This is a genomic window from Acuticoccus sediminis (assembly GCF_003258595.1).
In the GTDB taxonomy this organism is placed as follows: Bacteria; Pseudomonadota; Alphaproteobacteria; order Rhizobiales; family Amorphaceae; genus Acuticoccus; species Acuticoccus sediminis.
Genome location: NZ_QHHQ01000007.1, coordinates 211147 through 223142, shown reverse-complemented (window position 1 = coordinate 223142; position 11996 = coordinate 211147). Strand labels below are relative to the sequence as shown.

12 protein-coding genes and 1 tRNA gene are annotated in these 11996 nt (G+C 68.7%); 2 read left to right on the top strand and 11 right to left on the bottom strand.

The features are described from left to right. Positions 1 to 101 precede the first annotated feature (101 nt). Positions 102 to 311 (bottom strand): cold-shock protein, encoded by a 210-nt coding sequence (locus DLJ53_RS26800; protein WP_111351133.1) that lies wholly within the window; start codon positions 309 to 311, stop codon positions 102 to 104. 541 nt (positions 312 to 852) lie between these two features. Between DLJ53_RS26800 and DLJ53_RS26795 the strand changes: the two genes are divergently transcribed. Then, positions 853 to 1131: a hypothetical protein gene (locus DLJ53_RS26795; protein ID WP_111351131.1), complete on the top strand. Its 279-nt coding sequence runs from the start codon at positions 853 to 855 to the stop codon at positions 1129 to 1131. 158 nt (positions 1132 to 1289) lie between these two features. Here DLJ53_RS26795 and DLJ53_RS26790 read toward each other — a convergent pair. Together DLJ53_RS26790 and DLJ53_RS26785 are read right to left on the bottom strand one after the other, a co-directional pair. Further along, positions 1290 to 1379, bottom strand: a tRNA-Ser gene (locus DLJ53_RS26790). A 439-nt stretch (positions 1380 to 1818) separates the two neighbouring features. Further along, positions 1819 to 2751 carry an AEC family transporter gene (locus DLJ53_RS26785; protein ID WP_226578780.1) on the bottom strand — a complete coding sequence of 311 codons (933 nt, stop codon included), beginning with the start codon at positions 2749 to 2751 and terminating at the stop codon, positions 1819 to 1821. A gap of 95 nt (positions 2752 to 2846) precedes the next feature. Here DLJ53_RS26785 and DLJ53_RS26780 point away from each other — a divergent pair, with 95 nt between their 5' ends. Next, entirely contained in the window at positions 2847 to 3731 is an 885-nt protein-coding gene (locus DLJ53_RS26780; RefSeq protein WP_111351128.1) for a LysR substrate-binding domain-containing protein, read from the top strand. Positions 3732 to 3789: 58 nt separating this feature from the next. Here the strand turns inward: DLJ53_RS26780 and DLJ53_RS26775 are convergent, their stop codons facing one another. The 8 genes from DLJ53_RS26775 to DLJ53_RS26740 are packed head-to-tail and all read right to left on the bottom strand — an operon-like array spanning position 3790 to position 11983. Further along, entirely contained in the window at positions 3790 to 4641 is an 852-nt protein-coding gene (locus DLJ53_RS26775) for a CheR family methyltransferase (RefSeq protein ID WP_111351127.1), read from the bottom strand. Further along, complete coding sequence (locus tag DLJ53_RS26770) at positions 4641 to 5828, bottom strand: chemotaxis protein CheB (RefSeq protein WP_162409575.1); 1188 nt, start codon at positions 5826 to 5828, stop codon at positions 4641 to 4643. Before DLJ53_RS26770 ends, DLJ53_RS26775 begins: the two co-directional genes overlap by 1 nt. Before the next feature lie 14 nt (positions 5829 to 5842). Continuing rightward, on the bottom strand, positions 5843 to 6316 hold the full coding sequence (locus DLJ53_RS26765; protein WP_111351124.1) for a chemotaxis protein CheW: 474 nt from the start codon (positions 6314 to 6316) through the stop codon (positions 5843 to 5845). Then, positions 6313 to 8958: a hybrid sensor histidine kinase/response regulator gene (locus DLJ53_RS26760; protein WP_244935171.1), complete on the bottom strand. Its 2646-nt coding sequence runs from the start codon at positions 8956 to 8958 to the stop codon at positions 6313 to 6315. The genes DLJ53_RS26765 and DLJ53_RS26760 overlap by 4 nt, the downstream gene beginning before the upstream one ends. 26 nt (positions 8959 to 8984) lie before the next feature. After that, the gene (locus DLJ53_RS26755) at positions 8985 to 10661 is read right to left on the bottom strand and encodes a methyl-accepting chemotaxis protein (protein WP_162409573.1); all 1677 of its coding nucleotides are present in this window, start codon (positions 10659 to 10661) and stop codon (positions 8985 to 8987) included. A gap of 25 nt (positions 10662 to 10686) precedes the next feature. Further along, complete coding sequence (locus tag DLJ53_RS26750) at positions 10687 to 11253, bottom strand: hypothetical protein (RefSeq protein WP_111351121.1); 567 nt, start codon at positions 11251 to 11253, stop codon at positions 10687 to 10689. Further along, positions 11250 to 11606, bottom strand: coding sequence for a hypothetical protein (locus tag DLJ53_RS26745; protein WP_111351119.1), 357 nt, complete (start codon positions 11604 to 11606; stop codon positions 11250 to 11252). Before DLJ53_RS26745 ends, DLJ53_RS26750 begins: the two co-directional genes overlap by 4 nt. Then, entirely contained in the window at positions 11603 to 11983 is a 381-nt protein-coding gene (locus DLJ53_RS26740) for a rod-binding protein (protein ID WP_111351118.1), read from the bottom strand. Before DLJ53_RS26740 ends, DLJ53_RS26745 begins: the two co-directional genes overlap by 4 nt. Between the last annotated feature and the right edge of the window lie 13 nt (positions 11984 to 11996).

The following is an 11996-nucleotide window of genomic DNA, read 5'->3' as shown; positions in this document are numbered from 1 at the left end:
GCCGCGACGGCCCGCCACCTCAGCGTGATGACGTTCGTCAGCGCGACGATCGGGTCGCGCCGAGGAAGACATGCGGGAGCAGCGCTGCTCCCGGAATTGGATTAATCGACGAGCTGCAGGTTCTCGGCCGACTCACGACCGTCACGGCCGCTCTGGATATCGAACGTGACCTTCTGGCCGTCTGCGAGGTTGCTGAGCCCCGCGCGCTCGACTGCGGAAATGTGAAGGAAGACGTCCCGGGAACCGGTCTCCGGCTGAATGAACCCGAAGCCCTTCTGGGAATTGAACCATTTCACGGTGCCATTGGCCATCGTGTATCTCCTGTGAGGTGTGCTGCCCGCGACAGGCGGCAGCTCGGCGCAGTCAAATCAAAATCAAAGACTGCAGCCGCGAGGAAACAGTGATAGACAGTGACAACTTAGCGTCGCCTATATCGACTTTTTCCGATGCGTGCGCAAGGACAATCTCGCGGTGAGCATCGTCAAAATGCGTCGACGCGGCCGATGACGGGATTCTGCAAAAATATTTCGGCATCAGTACTGATTGTTTTTTCTGGTTCCGGTGCCATTTAAATCCTACGGTGCCTCGTCGAACGAGCGCACTTTCGTCGGACATTCTTCAATCGTTCGTGTTGTTTTGCCGGTCGCCAACCGGGCCGCTGCGCGTCCCGGGCCGAGGCCATGCCTTGCCCGCAGGGTCGGCGGAGCGAACCAGAGACCGGATCGAACGACCAAATTCCTCAGGGGCGACCACGACCAGGCGTGGGACACACAAGGACCTAGCCTGAACGACCAAGCGCGAAGACATCGTCCGCCGGCCACCGCCAATCCCATCAAACGCAGGAAGAACCCCATGAGCGTCAAACGGCAAACCGACCCGGTCGAGGTGATGGTCAGCGCGGATTACCTGCTCCCGGCGGAACTCTTTGTCGCCCGCAGGCTGGGATCCAACCGCAGCGGCATCGGCTACCACCGCTTCGCCACGGCGGCCGAGGCCATCGAATTCGCCGTCGAAAAATATTCGTCGCTGCGTCCCGACGACCTCGTGATGACCATCGACGACAAGCGCTTCAACCTCGGCGCAATCAAGGCCCTCCATAAAAATCTCGGCCACAGGACCGCGGCCGCGTAGTCTCCCACGGTCCGGCCCGGCGTCAGGCCTGCTGGGCGCGGCCGCCGAGAGCTGGAACGCTTTCGGTGTGCGCGGACGCGGGGAGATGTCGTCACGCCATGCGGCAGGAACTGCACCCAGCCATCAGCCGATAGCGGTTTGATTTTTCTAGGTATTTTTGGCGGGTGGGGTGGGATTCGAACCCACGGTACGGTTGCCCGCACGGCGGTTTTCAAGACCGCTGCCTTCAACCACTCGGCCACCCACCCGCATTGAAAACGTTGGGGTTTGCTCCGGCTCGGCCGCGGGCGGCAAAGAGCGGTTCGGCAGTCCCCGTTTTCACCGTGTGCGGTAGCATGCGGACGGAGGACCCAGCAAGACGACCGAGGCCGACGCGGCAACGTCGATGGATGGATCGGCGCGCGGACGGACGGCGCCGTGGCCGCGAGACACCGCCGGGGGTGGCCCGAGCCCTCCCGAGGCTGCCGTCCGAACGCGGGGCAAGGGGCGTCCGCCACCTGGCCGTCGAAGGGCCCGGGCGCCGGAAGCGAGGGGCCCGTCACCGCACGGTATTTGCGGCGCCGCGCGATGACGCAACATCCCACCGGACATCCTGCCCACCCCTATGGCCCGCCACCTGCGGTGACGTCCGCGGCGTGCCGGGCCTCGCTTTGCCGCCTCGTGACCCGCCTCCCCTCACCTGGTCCCCTACCCGACCAGCGCGAGGAGGACGGTCAGGGTGGCGAGGGAGGCGACGGTGGAGGCGAGGATGACGCGAGAAGTCACGCCCGACTCGCGATTGTAGAGTTCGGCCACCATGAAGGGTCCCGTGCCGGTGGGCAACGCGGCGAGCAGCGTCGCCGTGCCGGCCAGCGCCGGCGTCAGGTTGAACACCTGGACGGCGGCCAGCCAGGTGATGGCCGGCTGACCGACGAGCTTCAGGCCGCCGAGCAGCAGCGTCGCGCGCAGCACCGGCTCCGCCGTGGGCCGCTTCTGCGCCAGGAAGAGGCCGAGCGCCACCAGCGCGCAGGGCGAGGCCGCCTTGCCGAGTAGATCGACGAAGCTCTCCACCGGCCCCGGCAGATCGACCCCGCTCGCCATGACGACGGCGCCGAGGACCGGCGCGACGAGAAGCGGGTTGCGCGCGAGCCGGGAGAGGACCTTGCCGACCATCCGCCCGGACGGCCGTTCGCCCTGCAGCCCGACCTCGACCATGATCAGCGCCACCGCGAACAGGACGCAGACCGTGAGGATCGTCGCGATCAAGGTCGGCGCGAGCGCCGCGGGGCCCAGTACCGCCACCGCCAGCGGGAAACCGATGAAGCCCGTGTTGGCGTAGGCGGCGTTGAGGGCGTCGATGGTGGCGTCGACGAGATGGCGCCGGCCGCTGAGCCGCAGCGCCACCGTCGCGGCGAACACCACCGCCGATCCCGTCGCGAAGGCGGCGACGAAGCCGGGCTGCCAGATCTCGGCCCAGTCGGCGCCGGCGACGATGTCGAACAGGAGGGCCGGAAGCGCGAGATAGACGACGAACCGGTTCAGCTCCTCGGTCGCGTGCGGGCCGAGCGCACCCGAACGCCGGGCGATCCAACCGGCAAAGATCAGCGCGAAGATCGGCAGGACCACGACGAGCGTTTGCATAAGGGCTCCGGCGATATGGGGACGCTCTGGCATAGGGCCGTCGTTCAATGCATACCAATGCCGATTATGGAGCCTATTCATTCCGGTTCGGTATCATGATCGACATCCGCCAGCTCCGCTACTTCGTCGCGCTCGCCGAGACGCTGCATTTCGGGCGGGCGGCCGAACGGCTGAACGTCACCCAGCCTCCGCTCAGCCGGCAGCTCGCCGCACTCGAGGCGGAGCTCGGCGTCAAGCTGATCGAGCGCCATTCGCGCCGGGCCAGTCTCACGCCGGCCGGGGAGCGGTTCCTCGAGGACAGCAGGGCCGTGCTGGTCGCGTTCGAACAGGCATGCCGCAACGCGCGCAGGGCGAGCGCGGGCGAGCTCGGCGACCTCACCATCGGCTTCATGATGCATGCGGCCCATGCCAGCGTCCCGGTGCTCACGCGCCGCTTTCTGGCAGCCCGGCCGGACGTGCGGCTGCAGCTTCTGGAAGCCGTACCCTCCGGCCTGATCGAGGGACTGCGGGAGGGGCGCTTCGACGCGGTCGTCACATTCCGCCCGGAGCCGGTCCCGGGCGTCGAGACGATGGCGGTGCACCGCGAGCCGCTCTGTCTGGCGGTTCCGGCGGGTCATGAGCTCGCGGCGGAGGGCGACGTCTCCGCCGCGATGCTGGCCGGCGCGCCGCTCGTGGCGTCGCCGCCCCACGTCACGCCCACCCTTCGGAAGGCGATCGTCGAATATTTCGCGGTGGCGGGCCTCGAGCCCCACATCCGGCTGGAGACCCAGCTGCAGCAGACGATCGTCAGCCTGGTCGCCGAGGGCATCGGCGTCGCGCTGGTCCCCCGGTCGGTGGAGCGACTCGGCGTCGCCGGCGTCACCTTCCGCGTCCTGACGGACGCCCCGGTCGTGGAGCAGGTGCTGGCCTGGCGGACGAGCAACCTCAACCCGGCCCTTCCCCGCTTCCTCGAGGTCGCGGCCACGCTGAAGCCCGACTGACCGCCAACCGTGCGGTCGACCGCCCTGTGTCACCGGGGAGCCGCCACCGGTGCGGGGTTCAGGCGCAGATGCGGTCGGACTGGGACGCGGTATCGGCCTGGTTGCGGATGTAGACGTTGCGCCACTGGCCGTGGCGGGCGAACCGCGCGGTCAGGCCCAGCGTGGTCTCGGGCCCGCCGAGGATGAGGAAGCCGTCCTGCGGCATCAGCCGCGCCATCCGTTCGAGCACCTGCGTCTTGGTCGGCCGGTCGAAGTAGATCAGCACGTTGCGGCAGAAGACGATGTCGAACTGCCCCATCCGGTCGAACGGGTCGAGCAGGTTGCGGGACTGGAAGGAGACCCGGTTCTTGATCGACTGCGCGATCAGGTAATGGTTCTTCTCGCCGCGGGTGAAATAGCGCGAGAGGTACTGTTGCGGCATCCCGCGGCCGACCTCGAACTGGGTGTATTCGCCCGCCCGGGCGCGGGCGAGCGCGGCCTGGCTGATGTCCGTGGCGACGATCTCGAACGACTGCCGGCCGAACTTCGCCGCGTTCTCCTCCAGGAGGATCGCGATCGAGTAGGGCTCCTGACCCGTCGACGCAGCGGCACACCAGATGCGGATGGGCTTGCCCCCGCGCGCGGCGATGAGCTGCGGCAGCATGTGGCCCACCAGGCACTCGAACGGGGCCTGATCGCGGAAGAAGAGCGACTCGTTGGTGGTCATCGCGTCGACCACCTCCTCGATGATGTCGCGTCCGCGCATGCCGCGCATCGCGCCGACGAGTTCGGCGAGGTCCTTGAAGCCGTGCGCCTCGCAGATCGGCTTGAGGCGCGTCGTGACGAGGTACTGCTTGTCCGCGCTGAGGGCGAGGCCCGAACGGTCCTTCAGGATCCGCCGCAGATAGTCGAAGTCGTCATCGCGAACCATCAGTAGACCCCCTTCATCGCGGCTTGGACCGCCGGCGCGATTTCAGGCAGCGGAAAGACGCGGTCCGCGACCCCCGCTCCCACGGCGGCACCCGGCATCCCCCAGACCACGCTGGTCTCCTTGTCCTGCGCATAGATCGCTCCACCGGCCGCGTTGATGACCTTGGCGCCCTGACATCCGTCGTTGCCCATGCCGGTCAGGATGACGCCGAGCACGCCGCGTCCGAACACCTCGGCGGCGGAGACGAAGAGGACGTCGGCCGACGGACGGCAGAAGTTGACGGGCTCGGTGTCGGTCAGCTTCAGCCGCTTCGCCCCGCCCGCGTTGCAGACCACCATGTGATGACCCCCGGGCGCGATGCGGATCTCGCCGGGCACCAGCGGTTCGTCCGACTTCGCCTCGAGCGCCGTCCAGGCGGTGGCCCGCGTGATGTGCTCGGCGAGGATCGGCGTGAAGGCGGCCGGCATGTGCTGGACGATCAGCACCGGAACGGTGACGACCGCCGGATTGACGCCCGAGAACAGTGTGATCAGCGCCTGCGGGCCGCCGGTGGAGCTGGCCACGACGAGCACCTGGGGCGGCGGGCGGTGGACCCGCGGCTGACGCGTCGGGGCCGCCGTCGCGCCGGCAACCCTCGGCGGCGCGGCGGCGGTCCTGAGCGCGGTGTCGGCCCGGCCGGTGCCAGGCGCGTCGAAACGGGGGCCGGCGATGCTCGTCACCGTCGGCTTCGGCGCCGAGACGATGGACGGTGCGCCGTGGGAATGCCGCTGGCGGGTCTTGAAGCCGAACTGCGCGTCCAGCATGTCGATGACGGCCGTCGCGACCGGCCGCAGCGCGAACGGCTCGTCGGAGGCCGGCTTGCTGATCACCCCGATGGCGCCCTTCTCGACCGCCTCGGTGCGCATCTGCGCCATCTCGGCCTCGGGCGCCACGACGACGATCGGCAGGCGCGGATCCGCCCGGGCGATCTGCTGCAGGAGCCCCAGGCCCCGCAGGCCCGGGAGCTCGGTGTCGAGGACGAGGCAGTCCGGCCGGGCCTCGTCGAACGCGCGCTTGACGTCGGAGGGGCCGACGGCGTCGGGCGTGAGGGCGTAGTTCGAATGGTTGAGCGCCCGCCGCAGCGCCGTACGCAGCGCTGCGGAGTGGGCCAGCAGCTGGAGCCGCTTGCGTTCCTGATCCGGCGCCATGCGCGCCGCCTGGATCATGCGGCAACCAGCGAGGTCACGCCATCGAACAAGCGGTCCACGGCCACGATCAGCACCAGGTGCTTGTCGGACCGCTGAACGCCGGTGACGATCTCGCGCCAACGCCGGTCGAGGTTCATCGGCGCCGGCTCCCGCTCGGCCGCGACCGAGGTGAGGACGTCGCCCATCTCATCCACGGCGAGGCCGAAGAGCTCGCCGTGCCGCTCGATGCCGATCGCCATGGTCGACGGCTTCTCGGCGCGTGGAAAGCCGAGGATCTGGCGCGTGTCCAGCGCCGTGACGATCCTGCCGCGCAGATTGAGGACGCCGATGATGCCCGGCGGCGACTGCGGCACCGTGGTGATGCGCGACAGCAGGAAGACCTCGTGGACGGCGGAGATCGGCAGCGCGAACCAGTGCCCGGCGAGCCGGGCGGTGACGAAGCCGTCCGCCTCGTCCAGAAGTGCGTTGCGGGACAGGCTCTTGGTCACGCGGCGACCTCCTCGGACTTGGGCTTGGTGAACTCGCGCAGCGCGTCGATGAGACCGTTGCGGTCGAGCTTGGAGATGTAGTCGGAGAACCCGCCTTCCCGGGCCTGGGCGATCGCCTCGTCCGTGAGCATGCCGGTGAGCGCGACGATCGGCACCTTTTTGAGCCGCTCGATCTTGCGGGCTTCGCGGGCGAACTCGAAGCCGTCCATCTCAGGCATGTCGACGTCGGTGACGATGACCTTCGGGTGAAGGCCGCCCTGGAGCTTGTCGAGCGCCTGGGCGCCGGAGGAGCAGACCACCGGGTCGAAGCCGGCCGCGCGCACCACGGGGGCGACGAGGTTGCGGAAGAAGGGCGAGTCGTCGACGAGCAGGATCTTGACCGTGTCGTCCACCTTGGCGCGCTGGTGCGGATCGAACCAGTGCGAGGACGCGAGACCGAGGAAGTAGCCGACGTCGATGACCTCCGCGTGCGCGCCGCCGATGATGGCGCTGCCGAGGATCCCCTGCTGCTCGGACGGGATCTGCACGTCGACCACGTCCTCCACGATGTCGACGATCTCGTCCACGAGGAGGCCCATCGACTTGCCGTCGTCCGACATGACGAGGAGCGGCTTGCGCTCCTTCGATGTCGGGTCGGGCGGCGCGCCGAACCACACCAGCGGGATCAGCTCGTTGTTGTACTGGATGTGCCACTGGCCCTCCGACTGGTCGGCATCGGTCAGGCACACGTCCTCGAGGCGCGTGATGAGGCTGATCGGCAGCGCCTTGCGGTTGTGCGAGGCGGCGCGGAACATGAGGAGGAGCTGCTTGTCCTCCTGGTTCTCCGCCTCCTCCTCCTCGGTGTTCGAGGGAGCCATGGACGCCTCCGACGGTGTCGCAGCAGCCGAACGCACGCCGTTCGGGTCGACGATCATGATCACGCGGCCGTCGCCGAGGATGGTCGACCCGGAGAAGTGCTCGATGTTGCGCAGCGCGCCGGGGAGCGGCTTCACCACGATCTCCTCCGTGCGCAGCACCGAGTCGACCAGCATGCCGAAGCGCAGGCCCCGGGCACGGATCACCATCACGAAGCCCTCGGTCTGCTCGTTCGCCATCCTCGGCTGGCCGTTCTCGTCGAAGGCGGACGGAAGCTGCAGGATCGTGCGCAGGTCGACGATCGGCAACAGCCGGTCGCGCGAGCGCAGGACGGGCGAGTCCTTGATGAGCTGGATCGAGTGCGCCGCGCCGGGCTCCACCTTCAGAAGCTCGTCCACCGACGTCTGCGGGATCGCGAAGTCCTCGCCGTCGACGCCGACGATGAGGGCCCGCAGGATGGCGAGCGTCAGCGGAATCTTCAGGGTGAAGATCGACCCCTGCCCCTCCACCGAGCGCACGTCGATCGAGCCGCCGATGCGCTCCACGTTCGACTGCACCACGTCCATGCCGACGCCGCGCCCGGAGACCGAGGTGACCTGGGCGGCGGTCGAGAAGCCCGGCTCGAAGATGAAGCCGAAGATCTGCTCGTTGGTCATCCGGTCGGCGTCTTCCTGCGTGGTGATGCCACGCTCGACCGCCTTGGCCTTGATCCGGTCGACGTTGAGACCGCGCCCGTCGTCGCTGATCTCGACGAGGATCTGCCCGCCTTCGTGGTAGGCGTTGAGGATGATGTGACCCTTCTCGGACTTGCCGGAGGCGAGCCGCTCGGCCGGCGTCTCGAGGCCGTGGTCGGCCGCGTTCCGAACCATGTGCATGAGCGGGTCCTTGATGGACTCCAGCACCTGCCTGTCGAGCTCGGTCTGCGCGCCGTTCATCTCGAGCTCGATGTTCTTGCCGAGGCTCGCGGCGACGTCGCGCACGATGCGCGGAAGCTTGCGCCAGGCGTTGCCGATCGGCTGCATCCGGGTCGACATGACCGCCTGTTGCAGTTCGCCCGTCACGGTGGAGAGGCGCTGCAGGGCGAGCTTGTGGGTCGTGCGCTCCTCGTTGCGCATGATCTCCGTCAGCTCGTTGCGCGTCAGCACCAGCTCTGAGACGACGGTCATCAGGTGCTCGAGCGTCTCGACCGACACGCGGATGGAGCTGGAGCCGGCATCGCCGCCGTCGCCGCCGGCCGACTTCTCCTCGGCCTTCGCCGCCGGCTTGGCCGCGGGTTTCGGTGCGGGCTTGGGAGGCGCCGCAGCCGCCTTCGGGGCCTCCTCGGCCGGCATGGCGGCGGGCTCCGGCTCGGCCCCGGGCGCCTCGTCGTGCGCGACGGCGGCCGCCGGGACTTCCGACGCGCCGTCCGAGCCCGCGAGCTGCAGCGCCTGGATGATCGCCTCGTCGTCGCCCTCGGGCTCCGCGCCGCCGTTCGACTCGATCGCGCCCAGCAGGAACTTCAGTCGGTCCGCGACGCGCAGCATCGCGTCGATGGCGTCGTTCGTGACCGGCTCGCCGTTGCGCAGGCGATCCATCAGCGTCTCGGCGTGGTGCGCGAGACCGGCCATGCGCGGCAGGCCGAGGAAGCCGCACGTGCCCTTGATCGTGTGCATCAGGCGGAACAGCTCGTTGAGCATCGCCGCCGGCTCGGGCTCGGTCTCGAGCTCGACCAGCTTGACGTCCACCTGCTCCAGCGCCTCGGTCGTGTCGGTGATGAATTCGGCGAGGAGTTCGTCGATCCCGTCCATGCTGTCAGTCCTCTACGGCGTCAGGTTCAGGCGGCGTCGGAGCGCATGGAGACGATGAAGCTCGCCATCCGGTTGCGCAGGGTATCGGCCTGCTTCGAAAGGTCGTCGGAGGCGGAGACGATCTCGCTCGCGCCGGTCCCGGTGTCGTTCGCGGCCTTCGACACGTCGACGATGATGGACGAGACATCTTGCGTGGAGACTGCCGCCTGCTGCACCGACTGTGCGATGGCGCTGGTCGCGGCCGATTGCTGCTCGATGGCGGAGGCCACGCTGCCCGCGAGCTCGTTGGCCCGCGTGAAGCTCGACTTCAGGCTCTGGATCGCATCGACCACGCGGTCCACGTCGCCCTGGACGGCGTTGATCTGGGCCGAGATCTCCTTCGTCGCATTGCCCGTCTGCTCGGCCAGCGACTTCACCTCCATCGCCACGACTGCGAAGCCCTTGCCGGCATCGCCCGCCCGCGCCGCCTCGATCGTGGCGTTGAGGGCGAGGAGGTTCGTCTGGCTGGCGATGTCCTCGATGAGGTCGACGACCTGGCCGATCTTGCGGGCGGAATTGGACAGCCCCTCCACCACTGTCGTCGCGCTCTCCGCCTGCTGCAGCGCCTCCATGGAGATCTGCGTCGACTGGGCGACCTGGCCGCCGATCTCCTGCGCCGACGCGGCAAGCTCCTCCGCGGCGGAGGCGACGGCCTGAACGTTGGCGGAGGTCTCCTCCGCGGCGTGCGAGACCCGGTCGGACTGCGTGGTCGAGGTCTGCGCGTTGCCACGGAGCTGGCCGGCGCTCGATGAGAGCTGCGTCGCGGCCGCGGACAGCGTCCGCACCACCGAGTTCACGTCCTGCTCGAGCCGGGCGATCTGCCGCTCGATGGCATCCTTCTGGCTCTGTGCCCGGTCCTCGCGCTCCCGGCGGGCCGCGAGGCGCATCGTCTCGATCTCCTGCAGGCGGACCCGCAGCGCCTCGGCCGTCTTGGCGAGGGTGCCGATCTCGTCCTTGCGGTCGGTCCCCTCCACCTCGTGGTCGAGCTCGCCGACCTCGAGGTCGTGGATGCGGCTCGACACGAGGACCAGAGGACGGACGATCCTGGAGCTCGCGATCCAGTAGGACACGCCGAATCCGGCGACGATCGCGCCGACACCGCAGGCGATGATCGTCCAGAGCGCGGTCGCGCCCGCCGCCTCGCCGTCGTCCACGAGCTTCGTGAGGTTGTCGATCGACTGCGACCGATTGAAGTTCACCCGCTCGCGCGCGGCCTCGAGGGTGGCGCGCACCTTATCGAACGCGGAACCGGCGGCGCCGGCGTCGGACTGGAGGACCGGATCGTCGAGGGCCTCGTCGACCTCGGCGAGGATCTCGGTGACCAGCGTCGCCAGCGAGCCCATGCCGGTCTGCCCGCGCATGCGGTCAAACTCGACGAGCTTGTCGCGGAGCTTCACGAGCGCCTTGTCCGACCTCGCGATGCGCCCGACGTCGTCCTGGACCTCGGCGACCGAATCGGCATCGGCGACACGGGAGATGTCCGATTCCAGCGTGCGCAACTCGCCTCCGATGTCGAGCACCGTGAACATCCGGGCCGCCGACTGTTTCAGCCCGGCGATGGATGCGTTCATGGACGAGGTCCCCGTGGCGGCGACCACGACGAGCGCGACGATCGCGACGCTCATGATCGCGACGATGGTGAGAATGCGCAGTAGTACTGACATCGGGATGCGGTCCTCTTGAGAGCGGTTAGTTCGCCGGGCCCCCTCCATGGGAACCCACGGCCATCGACCCGCCTCCGGCATCGGGATTGCGGGCAGCGTCTTGCGTGACGCCCGCGCTCTGGGCGGCGGCTGCCACCTTGCGCATCGCGTCGGGGTCGGTGAGGTTGATGTAGTTGAGGCCGTCGACCAGGAGGTCCTGGACGACCTCGGCGCCCATCCGCTCGTTGACCTTGCCCCTCACCTCTTCGGCGAAGGTCGTCAGGTCGAGCCGGGAGAGCTTGCCGAAATCGGTCTCGGCGCGCGAATAGAGCGTGCGGAAGATTTCGTCGGTCAGGAACGGGTCGGGCTCGGACGCCAGGGAGCGCAGCACCGCCGTGTCGGCCGTGTAGACCATGCGCACGACGACGTAGCCTTCGACCCGGCCGTTCTCGACGACGGGCACGCTCATCGTCGGCAGCGAGGTGTAACGCAGCCCCTCCAGCTTGGGCTTGGCGTCTTCCTCCCCGGCACTGAGCTTGAAGGATGCGGCCGCGTAGCCCGCCCCCAGCGTCACGACGACCGCCCACATGCCGACGAGGAGCGCTCCCCTCACTGCAGCGCCTCCAGGCCGGACATCATCCGCGGGCGCGGCTCGTAGGTGCCGTCCGATTCCTCGGCGAGGACCGCCTCGGTGACGATCTCGGCGATGACGCGCGCGGCCTCGAGGCGGCGCATCAGCAGCTTCTCCTCGGTGGCGAGCTTGGTGCGCAGGCGGCGGACCTGCTCGAGGAGCTGCTCATCGTCGCCCGGCCGGTAGTGGCCGAGCCGCGACAGCTCGAGCAGCGCGCGCCCCTTGGCGTCGGCGAGGGCCTTGTCGTCGATGCTGGCACTCGCCTTCATCGCGGCGATGGAGGTGTCGATCAGGCCTTCGAGGCGGCTGACAGCGCTGGTGATCCCGGTCGTCATGACCCGTCTCCTGTTCGCTCTGCGAGCGTGGTGTTGATGATGTCGGCGATGCCGATGCCGCCGGCGGCGGCCACCTCGGATGCGAGGTGTTGCGCAAATACGCCGCGCCACAGGCGGCCGGCCTGGCCGCCCCACACAATCGAATCCTCGCTCGGCAGCAGGTGCTGAATGAACGAGGTCAGAGCGACGGCCTCGAACTCCTGGCCGACGGACGTGTCCCGCTGCGCGCGCATGGCGGACGATGCCGCGGCCCGGATGGCCTCGGCGAACTCCGGATGCGCGGCGCCGGTCCCGGCCGGATGCGCGGCGCGGGACGAGGGCAGGGGCGGAGTGAGGTCCGCCGACGGGAGGGCGTTGATGGGGGGTATGGTCGTCATCGTCTCGGTTTCG